The organism is Paenibacillus sp. FSL R5-0341 (assembly GCF_037975235.1).
Taxonomy (GTDB): Bacteria; Bacillota; Bacilli; order Paenibacillales; family Paenibacillaceae; genus Paenibacillus; species Paenibacillus amylolyticus_A.
The window spans coordinates 373,705-395,844 of sequence record NZ_CP150241.1 but is presented as its reverse complement, the minus strand read 5'-3'; the positions used below and the strand labels follow the sequence as shown (position 1 = coordinate 395,844).

Sequence of the window (22,140 nt, the reverse complement as noted above, 5' to 3'; positions counted from 1 at the left end):
CATCCAGATTTATTTTAATAATATCTCAAAAATTACTATTAATAATTAAAAATGTAATCCACGAGAAACAAAAAAAAAAGCAGAGATGACAGTATCTATATTGTCATCTCTGCTTTTTAAATTCCGCAAGGAATACTAAAATCAACTTACTTCGCTTCAACCACTACCGTTACTTTGGTTTTCACACCTGCAAATGTTACTGTAATCGTTGCTTTACCTTTGCCGTTCGCCTGAATGATTCCATCTTTCACCGATGCTGTTGCAATACGGGAAGATTTCCAGAGAGCCGGTTTGGATACATTGGCTTCACTGCCATCGGCATACGTTGCAGTAGCCGCTACAGTTACCTTTTCACCAGGTTTCATGGTCAACGTTACTTTATCTGTCTGCAAATATTTCAGTGTATCCACATCTACAGCGATCGTGACAGACTTGCTACCGTATTTTGCAGTAATTTTGGCTTTACCAGAACCTGTAGCTTTGACTTTACCTTTGGTCACTTGAGCTACTTTGTAGCTGTTCGTTTTCCATTCAGCTTTGTCCGTAACATCACGCTCGCTACCGTCGCTCAAGATCGCAGTTACCGTCAGATCAGCTGTATCGCCTGACTTCAGGGACAGAGCCGGCTCGGAAGCTTCAATACGTGAGATGACATCCACTTCGACCTGAATGGTTACTTTTTTGGAGCCGTATTCTGCCGTAATATTGGCTTTACCACTGCTGTTACCTGTGATCACGCCTTTTTTCACGTCAGCTACACGTGCATTGCTGGATTTCCAAGTTGCTTCGGATGTAACATCCAGCGTATTGCCGTCCTCATCCGTACCTGTTAGAAGGATGGTCTGTGTTTCTTTGGCGGACAGAACAACGAAGTTCACATCTGCTTCCAGTCCACTAGCCATACCTACTTCGACAGGCAGAGTCAGTGTTTTACCTTCAATCTTCGCTGTGATGGTTACCTTACCTGTAGCAACACCTGTGATAACCCCTTTGCTATCTACCTCAGCGATTTTGTCGCTGCTGCTGCTCCAAGTTGCATCTTCGGATACATCTTTGGATGTTTCACCATACAACGCCAGTACTTTGGCAGAAGTCGTTCCACCAACAGCTACTGATGCTTTTTTCTTATCCATTTCATACTTGTCCGGAACGTCTACATTTACTGTAAATTTAACCGTTTTACCGCCATAAGCTACAGTGATCGTAGCCGTACCGGATTTGTACGCGATCAGATCGCCGTTCGATACATATACAACATCTGCATTGCTTGAAGTCCATGTTGCTTTGGAAGTTACAATTTCTGTGCTTGCATCAATATACTCTGCATTGGCTACCAATTTTTTGGACTTGTTCTCACCTGTAACACTCATGGCGAGCTTGTCAGTCACATCTTTGATATCCAAATATCTTGCCGTATCTACATCCACAGCAACTTCTACGGTTTTGCCACTATAAGTTGCTTTGATTGTTGTTGAACCTGCACTAATCGCTGTGATCTGTCCCTTGAATACCGTTGCAACCTTCTCGTTGCTCGATGTCCATGTTGCCTGATCTGTTACATTCACATCGCTGCTGTTTGGATAAGAAGCCGTTACAACGACATTAGCCGTTTTGGTTGTATCACTCAAACGGAAGAAAATATTTTGTTTCACCACACTCAGTTTGCTGGTCAGATCCACATCCACGTCAACGGATACGGATTTCGTACCGTATTTCGCTGTGATCTTGGCAGAACCTGCCGAGTATCCTGTAATTTCGCCTTTAAGAACATCTGCGACTTTCTCATTGCTGGATGTCCACTCCGCCAGATCCGTTACATCTTTGGTTGTACCATCTGGATAAGTAGCCGTTACTTTTACACTTTCACTTTTGTTCAACAACAGATTAACCTGTTGTTTGTCTACATCTACACGTTTAACCACTTCAACGTTAACATCCACCGTCACACTTTGGCTGCCAACTTTGGCTGTGATAACCGCTGTACCTGCGCTTTGTCCAGTTACTTTACCATTCACAACGGTAGCCACTTTCTCATCACTGGTAGACCATTCTGCGGTACTTGCTGCTGCATTATTTGTTTCATTGTCACTATACGTTGCTGTCAAAATAATTTCTTTCGTATCTCCCGTGCGCAAATCCAGACTTTGCACGTTTTTCGAAAGAGCTTTGACCTTTTTCGTCACTTTCACTTGAACGGTTTGACTTTGACCCTGGTAAGCTGCGGTAATCGTCGCTGTACCTTCCTTTTTGGCTGTAATTGCACCATTATATACAGTTGCTATCGAAGTATCACTGGTACTCCAGGATGAACTGATCGTTACGTTTGCTGACGTATTATCAGAATATACCCCTGTCACCGTAACGGAACTGGAATCACCAACTTCGAGCGACATTTCATTCTTGGAAACCACAATTTTGGACAGTTCTTTGTCTGCCGCAGCGGCCAAGCCTACGTTGGATATACTCAGTATCAACACCAGCATCATCACCATGTACTTGGTCAATCTTGGCTTTAACATCATTTCCCCCCGATTATCATCATTTTTTTCCTTATGTTTAATGTCGGCAAGTCCTTTCCAGATGTTTAGACTTTCAGGAAATTTTCAGGGAATTCTGTGGAAATTAATTCATTCTTTCTTCATTTCCTAACTAATTCATACCTACGAATATTGCGCATAACCTATGTATAGTGATTGTCTTGAACTTCATTTCACAGGATCGGGGGAAACATATGCGTCAACCTTTTGATTACAAAGGATATTGGGAGCAAACGTATCGTTCGGGTGAGACTTCCGGAAGGGGATCATACGGGGTATTGGCCGAATTCAAAGCCGAGGTTGTGAACGGACTGATCCAGCGTGAAGGCATTCATCGAGTCATTGAGTTTGGATGTGGGGATGGCAACCAGTTGCAATATATGAACTATGAGGATTACCTCGGTGTTGATGTGGCTGCCTCTTCGGTAAAACGCTGTGCTTCCCAGTTTGCCAAGGATTCGTCCAAGAGCTTCATGCTATATACACCTGGTCTGTGGATTAACCGTGGTTTCCTGCAAGCCGATCTGACGGTCTGTTTGGATGTGTTATATCACATTACGGATGAAACCGATTTTCGCAATACCCTCTATGATGTTCTGCACTCTTCCACAGCATGGGTGGTGTTATACACGCGTTTGAAAGAAAACGGCAATCCGGGGATCGATACGATCCAGGACCGTAATCTGTTCGATTATCTCTTCGATTATCCTGATTTCAAAGTTCATGAGATTATTCCGCAGCGCTATCCCGATCAGTCTTCTGCCGACTTTGTTATCCTGAGACGTACGCCTTCGAAGTGAGATAAATTCGTTCTAATAATGTATAACAACTACACATCTGTTCCCCAGCGGGAACCGCATGAGTGAGATCATCGTATGTTAGGTTCTTCATTCTTCTTTCATTCGCGTATGTATATCATCCGCCTGTCCGCTCATCTTGATCTGTCTATTTCAGGAATACCCTTAGGTATACTCCGCCTCCAATAGAAGGGATATCGTCGCTAATACTGGAGACAGCCTCACGCGGACAGGTGATGATGATTGGCTACTGATACTACTGACTACTGAACATATAACTGATTTTATGGATTGAATCTAAGGCAACAACTCACAGGTTAATAACACGAATACGACCTACAGATCAGTTCTGATCTTCAGTTCCTCCAGCACGTAATTCTCAATGCTTCTTCTAAAATAACCCCTCACGTCCACGCAGCTTCGCCAGCGCTTCCATATAGAAATAATCGCCGTATATAATCGGCACATTCAACCCTCGCCCTTCCGGGTAATGCACCGTTCCCTGCATGATCAGACCTTCTTCCGCTGCTGAGTCGCCGGAGCTATAGTTCTCATGCAAGCCGCGGACGATACGCTCTCCCGCGGCGGCATAGGTTTCCCCGCGTGGCGACAGCTTCGCCAGCTCAAGCAACCCGCTCGCAGCAATCGCCGCAGCGGACGAGTCCCACGCCACCTGATGCTCCGCAGGTGCGCGAAAATCCCACACCGGCACGATCTCTTCGCCAAGCATGGCGAGGAAGAAATCGGCCGCGCGCTCCGCTGTCTCCAGATATCGGGCTTCGCCCGTATACCGGAAAGACAGCGCAAACCCGTGCAACGCCCAGGCGGTGCCCCGCGCCCAGGCGGAACCTGGAGCATGGCCCTGTCCGCCATGCTCTCGCAGCTTCTGCCCCGTGTGTGGATCGAACTCCACCACGTGGCAGATGGACCCGTCAGCGCGGATGAATTCGCGCGCCACGGTGTCCGCATGCGCTTCCGCCAGCCAGCGGAAGCGAGGGTCGCCGCTCTGCTCGGATGCCCAGTAGAGCAGCGGCAGGTTCATCATGCTGTCAATGATGGCTACGCCGCGCGTATCCATTGCTGACGAGCTGAAGTTCCAGGCGCGGATGAACTCACCGCGCACGTGGAAGCGGGCGGCGAGCAGGTTGGCGGCAAGCATACCACGCCGCCGTCCATCCGCGCTGCCCGTCTGTCGGTAGTTGGCTACGCCACTAAGCAGCCAGATGAACCCCAGATCGTGATCGGCCGATTCGGGATCACGCAGGCAACCTTCCAGTTGCCGCTCACAGCTTTCGGCAATACGATATAGTGGAGCGACCGCTTCACTTTCTGGCGCATCCCTATAGACCAGCCATAACAATCCAGGCCAGAAACCTGCTGTCCACCACTCCGGATCATTCCGGTCATACGTCCCCTGCGGGGCAATGTGCGGAAAAGTATCCTTGATCCGCTTTGCATTCCGAATTGTCTTGGCAGCTCCCTGTTGCCACGCTTCCTCCAGCCATTTTACCGACGTTGATGTGTTCATGAACATATCCCTCCTCGATTCAATACCGGACATCTATGCTTGATGCTCCAGCTCATCCTCAACTTATCTATAGCGTCGTATGCCGTAACTGCAATATCTATCAGTTAATATCACTAACCTCGCCCAATCGGATCGCAAATGTCAGACTACGGGCTCCATTCACTTCAATTCGCGCTTCCTTCAGCAACCCATTACGGGAAGCCACAGCCTGCTCTTCCAGATGAATTATGGCTTCCTGATCCAGCGCTGTAGATTCTACATAGGCCCCCCGATACTCCGTTCTTACGCTATGATCCGTTTGAGTAATCACCGCCTGATCGCGACCATCATGAAACATCAATGGAATCAGTGCCCCTGCCGCCGCGATCTCACCTTCGAATTCATACGTTATGGTCAGCACATCCGCCTGTTGCACGTAATGGGTACGCAATGTTTCAATTCCGGGTAACGGACCAACCCATGTCACGGCAAATGAATTCTCCGAGGCGTTTTCGTCATCTTCTGCCGCTCTTTCCGCCAGATGCTGCTCCAATTGATTTCGTGTATCAAGTTCCACCTTCTCGTACATAATGGAACCACCTCCCTGAGCAGGGTCTAATCCAACATCACGATCATACGCCCCACCGGATGGAATGCCCTCTGCGAGGCTGTGCCATACCCCATCTGGTGTCTTCCAGGCAGGACAGTAGCTGAGCGGACGGACCTCCCCTTCGGCAAATTCCGTGAATCCAGCCTGCACATGGCTGGCAGCGGACGGACCAATCAGACCAGGTAACCCCATCTGCTGAATCCGTACCAAACCAGGGATCGTATACGGATCATTCATCGCCGTGTGTAATACCAGCTGCTGACCAGGTATGGAAGCAATCACGGTTTCGAACCACCCATCCGTCTGCAAAACTCGGCTGCCCACCTCGGAAGGAAGGTATACTTCGCTCACATCGTCTCCCGGATCACTGAGACAAGCATGAGCCAGTGCTGCTGCCGTCCACAGGTTGTAACAGGTATGGTTGGTATAGATTTCGTACCCGTGGCGATCTTCTGGCGCGTACTCATTGCGTACAATTTTCAGGCGCCCATCATCCATTTTCCAGCGCTCTACAGCAGCAAAACACCGATTGGCCGCACGTGCAAAAGCACCTGCCATCACCTGATCTCCCGCCTGCAAAGCTAGTTTTGCATGTGTGGAGCATACATAAGCCGCGGCTGCTTCGTTCCACTGGTGCTGGGAGCTGCGACCACGCGGTGGAATCTCACCTAGCGGTGAGAGCGTCAGTAGCGAGCTGAACGCACCATGTCGCAACTGCTCACGTAACGTATCGGCAGTAGCTCCCTCGTAACCAGCTTCAAGCATCACCCCAAGGTGATACCGGGTGGCAATATCATAGGAAAACGGACAATTTGGGCGGTCCAGCGGTCCATCCTGATACAACCCAAGCGCCGTAAATCGGGGCACATGATAGGCTTCCAGATAACGATCCATCCACCTGGTATCCTCACTTGCCAGCTGTTCACGCCACCGCAGATACTCACCAGAGATCATAATGGCGTTCCAGTTGATCATGCGGTTGGGATTGTTCATCTTGCTCATCGTAAATACATAATCTTGTTCAGGACTGATGGTCTTGAGTGCTTCAGCCCAGATCTCCGCTTGTTTAGGCAGATGTGATTTCAACAACATATAAGCTCTCAACATAAGCACTGGAAAAAAGTCGGGGTGATTGTCTGGTGCGCTACCTTTGACCACGGCATCAATGCTCTGTGACAGGGCTGCCGCTGCGGAATCAATAAGATCTGTACGTCCCGCATCAACCAGAACCGCCGCAGCCATCGCATAGGCTGGTGTAGAATAATATCTCTCCACACCCGAGAATGGATCGATAATTGCGCCTTGGCTGTCCTGATAAGGTGTGTAAGCGCGAACAATACTCTCAACAAGTGCCAGCTTACGATCCCTTTTCCAGCCTTCTGCCGGAGCGGGACCCGCTTGTTCTGCCAATGTACGGTAACGTTCGAGTTCATCTTTCCATGGATACGTGGACGCGGATGTATATTTACTCACGCATACTCACCTCGGTTTCTACCATATTCGGTTCAATAATGAAGCGCACCTCACATACCGTTTCAAGCGAATTAGGACTCTCTATCCGAACATCCGTCTCATTATTCACACCTGTCCATGATAGTGACGTCCGATAGAATATGATTGGAACATTGTCATGATCAACTGTGTCTATTGCCTCCGTAAGGACTTGCCACTGGTTCGCATCATACGTCATATGGACCGTTCCATGTGTACCTTGCCAGCGAAGGTCACCGCTCTTCACCACTTCAGGCTGTACTCTGCTCATCCATCGCTCTACAACGCTTGAACATCCTGTATCTGAATCGTCCACCGACGAGAAGGGTTCAGCCGAAGACACCATCCTGCTTTTCCATCGAAAACGATCAATCAGACACAATTCTGCTCTATCTTTGGGACAGTCAGAAGCCATCTTCCAATTGAATTGGCGCGTATAACGTGCCAGTGAGGCAGCCCCAGAGTATGCAGATGTCAGATTCAATGTAATATCCAGTTCTCCGCCACCCTCAACCAACTTTGCCTCTAAAACTTGAGCTTGCGCTTGCCTACCCGAGCTTTGCTCTTGGCCTTCTATGAGCGGAACGCTATGCCCGGATGATGAGATGTGGAACAGTTGCTCTCTGCCTGGTGCAAAATACGCTTGGCTATACAACCCTGCTCCTGGATCACACAGAATATTCTCACCACCGCAATGGATAATGAACTGCCCCAGATCATTATGGTTGTGAGGTTCATCGTTATGTCCGCCTTTAACGGAAATAGCCACATGAAGGGGTTCGCCGTTCGTACGTTTTGTATCCGAAGAATCGAGCGCCCCTTTTGCAATCATCCAGCCCAGGTTTTGAAAAATAAATCCACGTTCAGCCGGTGCAGAGCCACCTCCATCACCGTACACTGCCGGATCGCTCCACATTATGTTGCGCAACAGATGTGCCCAGCGATGACAGGGATCATTGGTCAGCAGTGGAATATGAAGCGGCAGATCCACCTGCAACCCAACCCGGGATGCGAGTAGGGACAGCAATCCGGAAGGGACCTCTTCCTGCTCAGCACTGTCCGAATAATTCACATATGTGCCGCCCGACAGATGAACTCGCAGCGGGAAGGCTGCGATGGCTGCTATTTTTGAACCCGTCAGCAGATTTATTTCGCCCTCACTATATTCACGGAGCATCTCGGCATAATAGGTGAAATAACCAAATCCATATACCCAATATCCAATGCCTTCGGCACAGCCGCCATCCTCGCCATAACCGCTCAGGAATGCGTTCATACAGCTGATCGTATGGGAGATCGATTCCTGTAGCGTGGACTCATCCTTGAGCAGCAACAATGCGGCCATGCCACAGCACCCACCACAGACAGCAGACCAGTTGTGATCCGCTGTCTGCCAGTGGAACTTCCGTTGATCCCGGTAAAGCGGGGTGAAGATACGCCTATCTGCTTCAGACCTGATCCGCTCTATGACAAGGCGGTCCAGCCGCTCGGCGTGAATCATTACAACTTCGGCCAACATCTGTACCGTCTCTGCGGCGAACAAATCGATGTTTCCATCCACCTGGTTGACCTCACCTGTACCCAGATGCGCTGGCAAACACCACGTATACTCATCACACACGTCCCACAACATTTCTTCCAGCGCTTGCAGTGCATCCGGCCTAATCGTGTCCAATGCGAGCATCGCCACAGCAGCCAACCGGCCCCTCCGATCGAAATAAGCCTGTTCATAGGCTTTCCGCTCACCCGTATCTCTGAACTGGCGATATAGACGGAACGTTAAGGAAGGCATGGGTTCAATCAAAGCGCGTTCACCATATGACTTCAAGTCCGTGTATAGCGTAGCCAATTCAGGTCGGGATAACTTCTCTCGAAGCCTGTTGGCACTTAGGGAACTCACTGCTTTGCTCTCGTTTCCACGCTTGTTTATGTTTTCATTTTCGACTTCGTGAATGGAATCTTCCACTGGATTCACCACTCTTCGTTAATGGATTGTCATACAAACATAATAATGTAATCGATTTCATTTTACCGGATATGATAGCATTTTTGAAGAATTATCCATTGAACCCTTTCCACAACCCGAAGTCCTTCTCCTTCCTATATGAAAAAAACGAAGAACCTTCGTCAGGTCCTCCGTTTTGGTTACACAATCGCAAGTGGAGATTTTTGCACAACAGACAACCATTGGCGTGCAATCAGCTCATGACCTGCTGCGGTTGGATGTACGCCATCCCACAACCAGTAGGCTGCATCCGCCTGCTTCAGAGCATCATTGAACATTTGCTGCAATGGCACCCACACCGCTCCGAATTCTTCAGCAAGACCTTGGGCCAGTTTCTGATATTGACCGATATACTCTTCCCAGGCTTCCCATTTCTCCACAGTCGCTCCGGTTTTCAGAATAAATGGCTCCAGCAAAACCAGTCCCGTATCGGGCATCACTTCCCGTGTTTCTTCGAGCAAATGGCGATACGCTCGTCCAAAACGATCCGTAATCCCGCTAGGTTCACCATTCATCGTGCGCCAGGCATCATTAACCCCAATTAGAATGCTAATCAGATCTGGTTTCAGACTAATCGTATCCTCATTCCAGCGTGCATACAGATCGGATGCCCGATCCCCGCTGATGCCTCTGTTATAGAACGTCTTTTGCTTTCCCGCCAGTTCCATACCCAGTTTGCTGGAGATCAGATACGCATAGCCGTGACCGAGAAAATGATTCGGATCATCATTGCGTGATCTTCCCCCATCTGTAATCGAGTCTCCTTGAAACAATATAACGGATGGACTTGTACTCATGATTGAAATCGTTCCTTCCTCTTGTGCAAAATGGAAACACTGAACACCTCAGTCTCCATTTTATCCCTTTCGGCCACAATAGAAAATAGCGTTTTCATCACTATATAAGTTGAACTACATATATTTACACTGACACTACGATGACAGAGCAACCTTCTGTCATCGTAGTGTTTAGTGTAAATATTCTTTAGCTCAACTATCCGATCCAATATCGCAAAATCATCATAGCCACAATACCGACCAATACGGTTCCGAGCAGACTGCGTGTCCAGATGGCGACTGCAATCGTAGGCAGGGATGCCCACAGAGCTGCATTGTGCGTAATCGGCACTAACTGGTTGTCCGACATAAACAGTTCCTGACCAATCAGGGCTGCCATGACCGCTACAGGTACATACTCCAGCCATCGTAACAACCACATTGGAATCTGTATCTTGCTGAACAGCATCAGTGGCAGTACACGCGGAATAAATGTTAACAGTGCCGAACCCATAATAATCCAAAATACATCCCATCTTACTTCCATCGTTCCATGAACACTCCCATCGTTGCCGCAATGACCGCAGCCACAATGACACTCATGCTGCCAAGTGAAGCCATGCTGGCGAAGATTACACAGACAACGGCGATAATAGCCACATTAATGTGTATTTTTTTGTTTTTACGATGCACCAACTGGAGTACGACCAGTCCAATAAACATCGCTGGCAGGGCATAATCCAGACCCAGTCTTTCCGGGTTAGTGATCCAGCGTCCAAAGTACGCTCCCGCCATATTAGCCACGAACCAGTTTAGGTATGCGGTAATATTCAGACCGTGCATCCAGCGTTCAGTGAGCCTTTCCCTGCCAATAGCACGAGTCATCGCCACACCGAAAGACTCATCCGTAAGCAGTGAACCAATCCACATATTTTTAAGTGGGGTCAGATGACGAAAATACGGTGATACAGCTGCACTGAGCAGCAAATGACGTAGATTCACGAAAAATATGGTGAACATGATGGCTACTGCTGATCCATTCGATGCGAGCATGCCTGCTGCAATGAACTGAGCCGATCCTGCATATAAAATCAGGCTGAGCAAGGCCGTTTCCGCCAGACTCAGACCTGCTGTCATTTCAATGACACCCGCAGCAAAGCCAATACTCAAATAGCCAAGCAGCGTTGGGATACAATCTTTGACCCCCTGCATGAATGTAGCCTGATCCTGGACCTCTTCTGTGTTCTCCTGTCCAGATATCTGTAATGTACTTTGGTCCAACTCCGGTACAACCCCTCTCCAATTTTGGTCTCCATAAACCGATATATATCGATATATATGCATTCAGGTTCATTTTTCACTTCGCATTAATTCAGAAATATACCACAAGATGTGCACTAAGGGAGAGACAGATTACTTTTTATAGAACAGATGTAATCCTAAATACCTACAAAACCGAAAAATATTTTCGTAAAACTCATAAATATTGTTGAATAAACTCGAATTTTGTCATACGATAGCACCAGAAACATCTGGAAAGGATGGAATGAACTATCTTTTACCAGATTGACTTGTCCACCAGACATAGGGATGGGTTACACAGAGGGGGAATGTGTATGAAGAAGATTCGTAAACAAGGGGCCAAAAGAACGCTGCAGATGAGAGAAAAACTGATTTTGTCATTTGCCATCGTACTACTCATTCCAACAATAAGTCTGGGCATTATCTCGTTCCAAACAGCCGATGCCAAGGTTGAAGAGAAAATGTATGAGAACGCAATCAGCAGTGTTACCGTACTTAACCAGACTATTGACCAAATCATTGGTGCGACACGCAAAAATGTTGATTTCCTAGCAAGTCAGCTGGACGCAGGCAATGTCGGACCCAACCAGGGTGACGAAACAGATACCATACGTACCTTGCTCGATGCGTATAAGGAAACCCATGATGACGTAGAACTCGCCTCCATCGGTACCGATCAGGGTGTGTATATTAACTCCCCTGTAACTGCCGTGAACAAAGAAGGGTACGACCCGCGCGAACGCCCGTGGTATCAGGCTGCTACGCAGAACAAAGATGTGCCTACCGTAATTACACCCTACATATCAAGCAATACCGGCAATGTTGTTGCTTCGGTAGCCCAGACCTCAGCGGATGGCCATGGTGTCGTTTCTGTCAGCCTGTCGCTTGAAGCCCTCTCCAAGACGGTTAATTCCACCAAGATTGGCGAGAAGGGTTATGTCTATATCATTGATAATGCCAACAAAATCATTGTACATCCTACCGAAAAACCAGGGACCGAAGGAACCATGGAACCCTATAATGATATTTTTGCACAGAAGAACGGAAGCCTGACTTATACACTAAATGGAAACCAGGAACATGCCTTTTTCGCCACCAATGAAACGACGGGCTGGACCGTGGTTGGTGTGATTGACAGTGGTGAAGTGACCGCGTCTGTTCGGCCAATCCTCTATACCACACTTGTCGTTGTAGCGATTGCAATCGCTGTAAGCTCCATCATCATTTTCTGGATTGTGCAGTCCATCACCAAACCGCTGAACCGCTTGGTGAAGGCATCTGACGAAATTAGTGGTGGTAATCTGACCATCGAGGTTGCTGTAATGGGGCAAGATGAATTCGGCAAGCTGAGTACCAGCTTCAATAAAATGAGCGAATCTTTGCGAACCGTCATTCAGGACGTGCGACACACGGCTGACGAGTTAACTGCTTCTTCAACACAATTGGCAGTCAACTCATCGGAGACAACCAAAGCAACAGAACAAGTTGCCTTGATCACGGAAGAGTCCGCAGCTGGACTTGAGAAACAAGCAAGTAGCCTCAAGCATACGGCACAGCAGATGAATGAGCTGGCCGGAGGTGTGGGGCAGGTAACACACAGTACGCAGCAAGTATCTGAAGCGGCCATGCAAGCAAGTGAGCTCGCAGATAAAGGGAATGCCACCATGCAGACGGCCGTATCCGAGATGGATTCCGTCAGTCGCTTTGTGCAAGGTATGGCAGACACTGCTGGACGACTTGAACAGCACTCCACTTCCATTGGCGAGATGGTATCTGTCATTACAGACATCGCTGCACAGACCAATCTGCTTGCACTCAACGCTTCGATTGAAGCAGCACGTGCAGGTGAGCATGGACGCGGCTTCTCCGTTGTTGCCAGCGAAGTCCGCAAGCTCGCGGAGCAATCCAGCCTGTCCGGCCAGAAGATTGTAGAGATGGTTGGAGCGATTCAACAGGAGATTTCAATGGCCAATCACAATGTACAGATCGGACAACAGGATGTAAGCAACGGCATTCGCGCCGTTCAGTTTGCAGATGAAGCTTTTGCCCAGATTAGTCAGGCTGTGGGTGTCGTCAATCATCAGCTTGAGAACATTGCAGCAGCCTCACAACAGATGTCTGCAAGTACAGCCGAAGTGGTACAATCCATTGACCAGATCCACACCATATCCGAAACCAATGCGGACGGAACAGAGAACATCTCTGCAGCTACGGAGGAGCAGGTTGCTTCCATGCAGGAGATATCATCCTCTGCTGACTCGCTAGCACATCTGGCTCACAAGCTGCAGAAGCTGGTGGAACAATTCAAGCTGTAATCGTTGAACCAAAGATTATTTACACTGACACTACGATGACAGAACAACCTTCCAATCGCTGTTATCGTGTAAAAGATTAGTTCAACTTATAAAATTAAGTAGTCTGTAATATCCAAAGCCCCTTTGCCATCATATTGGCAAAGGGGCTTTAGTTTATAAAAGGTCAGGTATTTTAGAGAGGAAAATGCCTCTCCTATTCAGCAGATTGCTTTTTATCTCCGTGATACCCTTGATCTCCATAAGGCTCTAACTGTTCAAACCAGCGATTCAGACATTTAGCCAACGCATCTTTGGGATCGTAATAGGGATTATCGTCTTGTTTCAATGTCTCCAGCACCTCGATTACAAAGGCAGTCTCTCCATATTCATTCCATTCAGCCTGTAATCTTCGATTCAGATGGCTACCCATCTGTAGCATAAACCGTTGTCCGTTAATGGTTTTCAGATTAAGTGTGCTGTCGATATAGACTTTACCGTTACGTTCATTCCGAATCTGGTAGATACCCGCTTCCGTTTTAACTTCTTTGGCCTGTTCCTGCAATTCTTTGCGACGATTCATCTTCTCCTGCTCCCCCTTTTCTTTGCGTTCCTGTTTTCCATCTCCGGCGCTCTGTTGATCTGCGCGGCTTCCCAGCCAATACTGACTGCCGTCTGGCTCACGTTCCAGCAAACCATAGTCGATGAGATACCTCCGTATTTCCACGTAATCATCATGAACTTCCTTCAGCAGCTCGTTGACCTGTTTCTCGGAATATTTGCGCTCTGTCTCGAATCGTTTGGCTATCTCAGTGAGCACGATATATTTATGCTTTTGCTGCATATGAAACGTCTTTAATGGACCACTGGTACCCTCTGGAAAATACTTGTTCAGCACCTTCTCCCGATCCTGTTCTGTAATATCAAATGAGTCACGATGGATCGTATGTCCATGCCTTGTCACAGGTGATACCCACTCAGCCGGAGCTTGGATATCCTTACTCTTGAGAAGCTCCATTAATGCCAGAAATATCTTGGCCTGCCGTTCCTTCTCCTTCAATACAAACCGATGATTCCGGATTGTGGAAGCACTCCCGATGCCAAGGGCCTTCTGTACTTCAGCATCCTTCTTGCCTTCATAGAATTGGGCCAGCAAGCCCCGTTGCACATCAGACAATCCGGTTACACTTTTATCCAGCTCCAACAAATACTCAAATACCGATCCATGAGCTTTCTCGATATGAACACGCATATAGCGGGCAGCCTCATAGAGCACCCCTTCTTCAGGGTAAATAATTCCCGCTTCCGTCCTGTATCCGCAGCAGACGCATATATAGGCAGGACCTTCCTCCATATAACCACGCTTGATCTCTTCCAACGAAGCGGTTTGCAACCCGGATTCCGATGATTTCATGTAAAAGCTCCTTTTTATTATTGTTATGTTCATTTCAACCGAATATCAATCAACTAATTTATATTTTTGTTTGTTTATTTATAGACATAATATAATTATGTTTAGTTTATGTCAATATAACTGAAAGGAATGTTCTGTTCGAAGACATACCGGATACCCCTTGTTCAATAGAAAAAAGACCACAGGGTCGCAACCCTGCAGTCTCATTGCAGAAAGAGCATTTCAGCGCCTTCCTTAAGTATTCTTCATGACTCATTGTCTCATTTCAATGCCTGTTACAACTTAAATCGTTCAATCATGCTTTGCAGATCTTCAGCCATACGTGACAATGCCGCCGAGGATGCTGCTACCTCTTCCATTGTAGCCAACTGCTCTTGAGCAGCCGCTGATCCATCTTCCGTTCCAGAAGCAATTTTGTCTGACAGAACCATCGTATCATTTACGGCCTTGTTGATATGACCCATGCCTCCATCAATTTGACGGGAAGCAGCGGATACTTCTCCAGCTTGTGCAGCAACCAACTGTACAGCAGTACGAATGTTATGGAAGGCTTCGCCCGCTTCCGTAACCATCTGCGAACTCTTGACCATACCTTCTCCTGTACGGGCAAAGGTCGATTGCACTGCATTGGTTTTCTCCTGCATCTCATGCATAAGCTCGTTAATGCGCTCGGCTGATGCGCCAGAACTGTGAGCCAGTGTCTTCACTTCGTTCGCTACGACCGCGAATCCGCGACCTTGCTCGCCAGCTCTTGAAGCTTCAATTGATGCATTCAATGCGAGAATGTTGGTCTGCTTGGCGATGGCCGTAATTTCGGCCACAATCACAAGAATCTCTTCATTTTTCGCGCGCAGATCCTCAATGACCACAGACATGGCTTTGCTCTCGTCATTCACCTGCTGAATATGCGTAACCGCTTCTTCTACGGTAACCATACCCGCTTCCGACTTGGTGGAAGCATCAAGAGCGATACGAGCGGTGTCCTCAGCACTTGATGAGATTTCTTTCACTCCAATGGACATTTCGCCCACAAGTTGGCCAGTAGCAGCAAGACTGTTGTTCTGCAAAGTCGTTCCCGCAGCTGCATCCTGCATCAGTTCAGCTACCTGTTCTGTGGCTTTGGATGTCTGCTCGGAACTTGCCATCAGCTCTTCAGAAGAAGCTGCCAACTGGCTGGACGTATCATGTACCTCTCCAAGCACACTACGTAGTGAAGTCGTCATTGTATCGAAGCTTTCTCCAAGCTGTCCGAATTCATCCTTGCGCTGCAAACCAACCCGAACGGTGAGATCCCCGGCGCTTACTTTGGATGCTGCCTGCGTTAATTGCAGTAGTGGTCGGTGAATGCTGCGGATAATGAAAATAAGCAGAACCAACCCAATAACCAATGCAGATGCCACAATTGTAATTGCACGGATCAAAATAGGCATTACGGCTTCCGTTGCTTCCGAAGGAACCATCTCACCAACAATTTTCCAACCCGTCACCGGATTAGTAAAATACACAGCTTCCACTTCGTGACCACCATATGTATACTTCACGGTCCCACTTTCTTGCGTATACATCTCATTAATATAGCTTTCATCCGACTGTGTGCCGGATTCAATATTGTAGTGGAACAGGAATTTACCCCCGTTATCCAGCATGTACAGTTTTCCTTCTTTACCAATACGGATCTGATCAACGGATTCTTTCAGATGATTAAGACTGACATTGGCCCCAAATACCCCTTTACCATCAGCCAGTTTGGCTGCTGCGGTCACAACCCATTCGCCCGTCGAAGCCGACTGGAACGTATCTGAGATTACCGGTTCATCCTGGGACATACCCATCTTATACCATGAACGTTCTCGAGGATCATAATTCTGTTCCTCGGATTCAGGGGATTTCATCCAGCTACCATCTTCGGCACCTGCGGTAAGCACACCCAGTTCCTTATGATTCTGGGACATCCGGTCCATTTGCCTTTGAAGCGCAGGGGACTGATTAATAATATCGTTTGAAGTAATACCCGCGGCCATCTGTGCTGCGTTATCCTTCTCCATTTCCAGCATTTGATTTATCTGCAGACTAAGCATTTCTGTTTTGGCCTGTGCGGAACGAATAATTTCCAGCTTAACCTGGTCAGCAGCTTTTTGATAAGACAACCATCCCACGGTAATGCTCGGTACTACCAGGAACAGGAGCAATGCAGCAATCAGGCGTTTTTTTACGGTTAAAGTAAACCAATTTCGAATCCTTTTCTTCATTTTAACTATCCCCCATCATAATCTTCACCCATCCTTTTATCGGACAATTCCTGTAAAAATATTATGTATAGATACTAAATTAGAATAAATTTAATCTTTTCGGTCAGGTTGGATGGATTCACCTTATCCTACTTTTCGTTTTGACCCTCTTAGCGAGATCGTTTACAATGCTCATAAGCTGGCTATTCATGAAACGATTGGAAGGAGAGGATTCAAATCTTACGCAAGTTAAATGAAAGGCAACGCATTTCCACTGTATATTCATCCATGTTCCGCATTCTGTTAGCGCTCATCCTGTGCGCAGGCCCGATTCTGGGACAAGCTGGTACCACGGCATCTGCAGCGCAGACGACGCAAGCAGTTCACATTGAAGTGAATGGTGAGCAACAATCCTGGAAGAACGCACCACTTATCATCAAAGGTTCAACGTTTGTTCCACTACGGGATGTGGTCACATCGGTTAAAGGCACGTTGAAATGGGATAATCGCACCAAGACGGCTACCATTACCGTTGGCAGAGACAAGCTGGTCCATCAGGCTGGCAGTAATTCCATTAGGGTAAACCAAGTCGATCTGGCCACAGGTGTCAATTCACGTACAGTTAATGGTACGTTGATGGTCCCTGTCCGGGCCATGGCTAATGCAATCAAGGCCGATATCAAGGTCCAACGCACAGCTACAGGTCAGATGAGTGTGAATATGGTTACCGATCAAGTCAGCCTGCTGAAGAGCGAAGTTGCCAGCGTAGATACGTATCTGCGCGAGATCAACTATCCAGGTATGGCTCTGATTGCCCGTGATGGTGAAGTACTTCTAAAGCAAGGCTACGGACTTGCCGACGAACAGACACTGAATCGTCCGGATCAGAAGACTCGAATCGCATCGCTGAGCAAATCCTTCACGGCCGCTTCCATTCTTAGTCTGGCGGAAGAAGGAAAGGTTGATGTGCAAGATCCAATCTCCAAGTACATCTCCGGTATACCGAAGGGAGATCAGATCACGCTGCATATGCTCTTATCTCAGACCTCAGGTCTGCCATCCGCATTCGGTCGGGGTGAAGGAACTTCTATGGAAGAGACTGTAGAGGAGATTCGCCACAAAACGCTGAAGTTTGAACCAGGGAGTGCTTATCTGTACAGCAACAGCGGGTATGTTCTGCTCGCTTACGTCGTTGAACAGGTATCCGGCATGAGTTATGCCGATTACGTGCAGCAGACTATACTGAAGCCACTTGGCATGAAAAATTCGGGAGAAGCCTCCCGTAAAGTGCATACCATTAGTGGTTTTGTTCAACAAAATAACGCATGGGTAACTGCTCCTTACTATGTATCTCAATCCGGATCAGGAACCATCTATTCCACGGTGGACGATATGCTCAAATGGGATCGTGCCTTGTATACGGACCAGATTCTAAGCCAGGATACGATTGAACAAATGTATGAACCTTACTCTGATAAAAACTATGGCTACGCCTGGATTCTGAAAGAGAACGGCACGAACCGTACCGTCTTCCACAACGGTAGTGGTGGCGGGTTTGCTACAGCCTTTTCACGTAATCTGTCCGATGATATCACCATTATCCTGCTCGGCAATCATGCAGGTATGGACATGACTTCACTTTTGGATGAAGTTGAGGCAAAAACAGCTAAAGCACTGCAATTGCAATAATTTTATTTTCATAAAAAGCAATAAGAGGCGATCCTTCAGCAGGATCGCCGAACTGGAGCACCCCATTCATCGCGAACCTTAAATTATAACAATTCAATGGAAAAAGAACGTCCCCAGGGACGTTCCAATCTGACGCATTAATTCGATTCATGCACAATTCACACATATAGCTCGTCACCAGCAGACAGTGAATGTATAACTGTTCCCGGTGACGGGCTATTTCTGAGCAAACCTTCTTTTAATCTGTCCGTCTCTGCCCGGTCAGCATGCACAAGGACCGTATGCCTTGCTGGAACCTGATGCAGCATCCGTTCAACATCCTTCCAGCCCTGATGTACTTTATAGCGCATTTTCCGCACCTCACACACTCCATACTTGTCAGGAACCCGTAGCAGCTTATCAGCAAATGTACCATGAGCAACATGCCCGGTGAGCAGAATCAAATTCTCCTTCCTGTCCGATAATTGACTATAATACCAACGGGCAAGCGAGGACTGCATCATCCCGTCCGGAATGAACCATAGCGATGCAGCATGATGCTTCAACAATTGTTCACGCTCTTGGGTGGTTGTAGGCAGATCCCATCCTTGTCCGGTCAGAAAGCAATCAATTTCGTCTTGCAACGAACCTCCAGTGATATGCTCCCCCTGTTCCCTCAACCAGTATGGAACATGCATAAGCTGCTTCATGCCGTCCACCAGCCCTTGTTCCACTACAATTGGGATATCCGGGAATTGTTGCTGTGCCCACAGTATAATCTCCTGTCCACGCCCTACGACAGGCATGGGTAGCAGCACCTTTCCACCACAGGCAATCGTCTGACGAATGACTCGTTCAAGCTGTTCCAGTTTGTCAGCCTGTGTATCCTGGTCCGTACCATAGGCCGCATCAACGATCGCCAGATCCACCAGCCCGACGGAAGATACTGCTGCTCTATCTGCTCTGCCTGCTACATTTGCTCTGCCTACTCCATCTGCTTCGTTGGATGTGAAATTCCCCTGCTTCATGAGTGTCTCCGTGGATACAAGTGTTCTTGACGACGCTTCTGATGCAACAGTTATCCGATCCTGTGAAGCTATGAATCCTCCAGCCTTTTGCCCACTGTTTATAGCGATTAGTTCCTCCGCATCCCACCGTTCACTGCTCGGAGTATCAAACAACGTATTTTCACGAATCATGCTCACCTGCGAGAACACCTCCGCTGGACAATCCTCCTGTAAAAGCAGCGATTCGGACGTGTAGTCCCCGGAATAGAAAATCCGCTTACCTTCCATTTCAACCCCAAACCACACCGATCCAGCCAGATGTCCACTCCGGCCCCACATCACTTTTACTTCAGGAATGGGTTCGAACCAGGTTTGGGATACAACCGCATCCTCCAGATACCGATAACGAACAGCTTGCTCATCTGCTTCATCATAAGGAAGTTCTTCGCCCATACGCTCTACAAACCTACGCCAGTTGGCAAAATACGTACGCAGCTGCGCCATCGTCTCTCTCGTCGTCCACACTTCACCCTGGTAGCCCATCTTATACAGCAAAGGGATGGCGACCGAATGATCCTCATGGGCGTGGGACAACAGGACCGCATCCAGTTTCGGAACAATCTCCGGGTCAATTAGCGGATACTCGCCCGTGCCTTCTTTTTTCACACCACAATCCAGCAAAAGGCGAAACCGGCTCCCGCTCAGGAGATAGGCGGAACGTCCGTGTTCCCCTGCACCGCCCCATACGTTCAGTTTGATCATGATGCATTCCACTTTCTCTTTGAATTCAGCAGTTCGATTCCCAGCAGCATCAGCACCGTCATGCCTACCGTCACCACGGCCATCGCCATTCCGAGTGATACTTGACCTTGTTCGAACTGGGCAAAAATATACGTAGCCGACGTCTGCATCGACGGCGGAAGAATCAACAACGAACCTACCAACTCACGGGTAGCAATCGTAAAGGTCATCATCCAGCCGGCCAGCATGCCGGGTAGGATTAGCGGGATCAGAATTCGCCGCAGAATATACAGCGGCTTCCCGCCAAAGACTTGCCCAGCCTGGAACAATGTTCCGTCAATCTGGGTAAAGCTCGATTTTACATACTGCACCGTGTAAGGCAAGAAGAGAACAACGTACGTGAGCACAACCATGCTGTAGGTGTTATACAACGTGACGGGCATCCAAGGTGAGTTCCAGAAAAGAATCAGACCCACCACCATTACGATACCCGGCACCGTATTAGGCAACAGACTGAACAAGTCAATCACACGCTGCATGAATGAAGATGATCTGCCGATCGCGAGTGCAAACCCCGTACCTATAATAACAGCAACGGTTGAAGCCGCGAGGGATAATCCCAGACTGTTCCCGATGGCCTTCATACTCACTGATCCCCAAGATAACAGCTCCTTGTAATGATCCAAGGTCAGATTATCAAAAGCAATTCCTGATCCCCGTAACTTCATGGTCGAAGCGGCGATGATGGAGAAATACGGGATACCTATCGACAGGATCAACAGAATCGCAAGATACGCCCCACACAACCATCCTGCTCCGCCACGAAGAGAATATCGCTTCGAACGTTGCCCTTTGCCACCAACCAGACGATACGTGAACTTGCGACTCATGGCAGACTGCATATACCACATCACCAGACAGACGGACAGCAGCACCGATGCCAGCGAAGTCGCCTTACCGAAGTCAATCGGCCAACTGGAGATGTACTTATGGATCTCGGAGGTCATGACATAATAGCCAATCTTGCGCCCGAAGGTCGCCGGTGTTCCGAATTCCGCAATCGTTTTGACAAAGACCAGCATGATCCCCATGCCGTAGGACGACAATAACAGGGGTAAAATAATGCGTCTGAAACGGTACCCTGCACGTGCACCGTGCACAGCCCCCGCTTCTTCCAGATTGCCACCGATGCGGATCAATGCATCCCGAAGCAGTAGATACAGGAATGGGAACAGATGCAAGCTCATGATGAGCACCATGCCCCAGAAGCTGAAGAACAACTCACTCCAGCCTGCAGATGATGGTACCCATTGCTGCAGATATCCCCCTTTTTGCATAAACAGAATCCAGCCCATCGAGCCGATATACGGCGGGGTCATGAACGGGATCATCAGGATCACATCCACCCAGCGATGCTCCCCCATTCGGGTCTTCGCCATCATCCAGGCAAGCGGCAGCGCCAGCAGTGTGGTTACCGCTACAACGCAGATGCCAAGCCAGACGGAATTCAGCAATACACCTGATAGATGATGACCTGTAATCGTGCGAATCGGAGCCATCCAGTCCCATTGTCCATCCGGATACACACTTTGCCAGAAGATCAGCAAGAGCGGCATCCCAATGCTTATAGTCAGCAGAAAGAGGGCCAGAATCACGCCCACTCTCCGAAAAATACGGTTGTTGTCCATTACAACAGGTTTCACTACGTTCACCTCACATGACTTTCCACAGACAGCAGGTATTCCTTTTGCCTAGTTGTCTCTATC

Annotated in this window: 14 protein-coding genes; 3 read left to right on the top strand and 11 right to left on the bottom strand. The window is 48.2% G+C overall.

The features are described from left to right. Window positions 1-146: 146 nt before the first annotated feature. A complete protein-coding gene (locus tag MKX75_RS01910) occupies window positions 147-2,486 on the bottom strand; it encodes an Ig-like domain-containing protein (protein WP_339168172.1) in 2,340 nt (779 codons plus the stop codon). A 245-nt stretch (window positions 2,487-2,731) separates the two neighbouring features. On the opposite strand from MKX75_RS01910, the gene MKX75_RS01905 reads away from it, so the two are divergent. Beyond that, a complete protein-coding gene (locus tag MKX75_RS01905) occupies window positions 2,732-3,337 on the top strand; it encodes a class I SAM-dependent methyltransferase (protein ID WP_339168171.1) in 606 nt (201 codons plus the stop codon). A 388-nt stretch (window positions 3,338-3,725) separates the two neighbouring features. Here the strand turns inward: MKX75_RS01905 and MKX75_RS01900 are convergent, their stop codons facing one another. From MKX75_RS01900 to MKX75_RS01875, 6 genes are all read right to left on the bottom strand, one after another. Further along, window positions 3,726-4,862 (bottom strand): glycoside hydrolase family 88 protein, encoded by a 1,137-nt coding sequence (locus tag MKX75_RS01900; RefSeq protein WP_339168170.1) that lies wholly within the window; start codon window positions 4,860-4,862, stop codon window positions 3,726-3,728. Between the two features lie 100 nt (window positions 4,863-4,962). Continuing rightward, a complete protein-coding gene (locus MKX75_RS01895; RefSeq protein ID WP_339168169.1) occupies window positions 4,963-6,924 on the bottom strand; it encodes a glycosyl hydrolase in 1,962 nt (653 codons plus the stop codon). Then, window positions 6,917-8,908 (bottom strand): heparinase II/III family protein, encoded by a 1,992-nt coding sequence (locus tag MKX75_RS01890; protein WP_339168168.1) that lies wholly within the window; start codon window positions 8,906-8,908, stop codon window positions 6,917-6,919. Before MKX75_RS01890 ends, MKX75_RS01895 begins: the two co-directional genes overlap by 8 nt. A 179-nt stretch (window positions 8,909-9,087) precedes the next feature. After that, window positions 9,088-9,744, bottom strand: coding sequence for an SGNH/GDSL hydrolase family protein (locus MKX75_RS01885; RefSeq protein WP_339168167.1), 657 nt, complete (start codon window positions 9,742-9,744; stop codon window positions 9,088-9,090). Window positions 9,745-9,940: 196 nt separating this feature from the next. Continuing rightward, window positions 9,941-10,270 (bottom strand): AzlD domain-containing protein, encoded by a 330-nt coding sequence (locus MKX75_RS01880; protein WP_062837141.1) that lies wholly within the window; start codon window positions 10,268-10,270, stop codon window positions 9,941-9,943. Then, a complete protein-coding gene (locus tag MKX75_RS01875; RefSeq protein WP_339170293.1) occupies window positions 10,261-10,935 on the bottom strand; it encodes an AzlC family ABC transporter permease in 675 nt (224 codons plus the stop codon). The genes MKX75_RS01880 and MKX75_RS01875 overlap by 10 nt, the downstream gene beginning before the upstream one ends. A gap of 404 nt (window positions 10,936-11,339) precedes the next feature. On the opposite strand from MKX75_RS01875, the gene MKX75_RS01870 reads away from it, so the two are divergent. Further along, window positions 11,340-13,340, top strand: coding sequence for a methyl-accepting chemotaxis protein (locus MKX75_RS01870; protein ID WP_339168166.1), 2,001 nt, complete (start codon window positions 11,340-11,342; stop codon window positions 13,338-13,340). Between the two features lie 193 nt (window positions 13,341-13,533). On the opposite strand, the gene MKX75_RS01865 is transcribed toward MKX75_RS01870, so the two are convergent. Both MKX75_RS01865 and MKX75_RS01860 read right to left on the bottom strand, forming a co-directional pair. Then, on the bottom strand, window positions 13,534-14,730 hold the full coding sequence (locus MKX75_RS01865) for a DUF2087 domain-containing protein (protein WP_339168165.1): 1,197 nt from the start codon (window positions 14,728-14,730) through the stop codon (window positions 13,534-13,536). A 275-nt stretch (window positions 14,731-15,005) separates the two neighbouring features. Then, on the bottom strand, window positions 15,006-16,979 hold the full coding sequence (locus tag MKX75_RS01860) for a methyl-accepting chemotaxis protein (RefSeq protein ID WP_339168164.1): 1,974 nt from the start codon (window positions 16,977-16,979) through the stop codon (window positions 15,006-15,008). A gap of 267 nt (window positions 16,980-17,246) precedes the next feature. On the opposite strand from MKX75_RS01860, the gene MKX75_RS01855 reads away from it, so the two are divergent. Beyond that, window positions 17,247-18,647, top strand: a complete 1,401-nt coding sequence (locus MKX75_RS01855; protein WP_339168163.1) for a serine hydrolase — start codon at window positions 17,247-17,249, stop codon at window positions 18,645-18,647. Between the two features lie 158 nt (window positions 18,648-18,805). On the opposite strand, the gene MKX75_RS01850 is transcribed toward MKX75_RS01855, so the two are convergent. Both MKX75_RS01850 and MKX75_RS01845 read right to left on the bottom strand, forming a co-directional pair. Continuing rightward, window positions 18,806-20,395, bottom strand: coding sequence for an MBL fold metallo-hydrolase (locus MKX75_RS01850; protein WP_339168162.1), 1,590 nt, complete (start codon window positions 20,393-20,395; stop codon window positions 18,806-18,808). After that, window positions 20,392-22,062: an iron ABC transporter permease gene (locus MKX75_RS01845; protein WP_339168161.1), complete on the bottom strand. Its 1,671-nt coding sequence runs from the start codon at window positions 22,060-22,062 to the stop codon at window positions 20,392-20,394. Before MKX75_RS01845 ends, MKX75_RS01850 begins: the two co-directional genes overlap by 4 nt. Window positions 22,063-22,140 lie beyond the last annotated feature (78 nt).

Coding starts and splice junctions, on each gene's coding strand:
- MKX75_RS01875 (WP_339170293.1), bottom strand. CDS start 10,935: ATGCAGGGGGTCAAAGATTGTATCCCAACGCTGCTTGGCTATTTGAGT.
- MKX75_RS01855 (WP_339168163.1), top strand. CDS start 17,247: ATGTTCCGCATTCTGTTAGCGCTCATCCTGTGCGCAGGCCCGATTCTG.
- MKX75_RS01910 (WP_339168172.1), bottom strand. CDS start 2,486: ATGATGCTGGTGTTGATACTGAGTATATCCAACGTAGGCTTGGCCGCT.
- MKX75_RS01850 (WP_339168162.1), bottom strand. CDS start 20,395: ATGATCAAACTGAACGTATGGGGCGGTGCAGGGGAACACGGACGTTCC.
- MKX75_RS01870 (WP_339168166.1), top strand. CDS start 11,340: ATGAAGAAGATTCGTAAACAAGGGGCCAAAAGAACGCTGCAGATGAGA.
- MKX75_RS01860 (WP_339168164.1), bottom strand. CDS start 16,979: ATGAAGAAAAGGATTCGAAATTGGTTTACTTTAACCGTAAAAAAACGC.
- MKX75_RS01845 (WP_339168161.1), bottom strand. CDS start 22,062: ATGGACAACAACCGTATTTTTCGGAGAGTGGGCGTGATTCTGGCCCTC.
- MKX75_RS01900 (WP_339168170.1), bottom strand. CDS start 4,862: ATGAACACATCAACGTCGGTAAAATGGCTGGAGGAAGCGTGGCAACAG.
- MKX75_RS01905 (WP_339168171.1), top strand. CDS start 2,732: ATGCGTCAACCTTTTGATTACAAAGGATATTGGGAGCAAACGTATCGT.
- MKX75_RS01885 (WP_339168167.1), bottom strand. CDS start 9,744: ATGAGTACAAGTCCATCCGTTATATTGTTTCAAGGAGACTCGATTACA.
- MKX75_RS01865 (WP_339168165.1), bottom strand. CDS start 14,730: ATGAAATCATCGGAATCCGGGTTGCAAACCGCTTCGTTGGAAGAGATC.
- MKX75_RS01880 (WP_062837141.1), bottom strand. CDS start 10,270: ATGGAAGTAAGATGGGATGTATTTTGGATTATTATGGGTTCGGCACTG.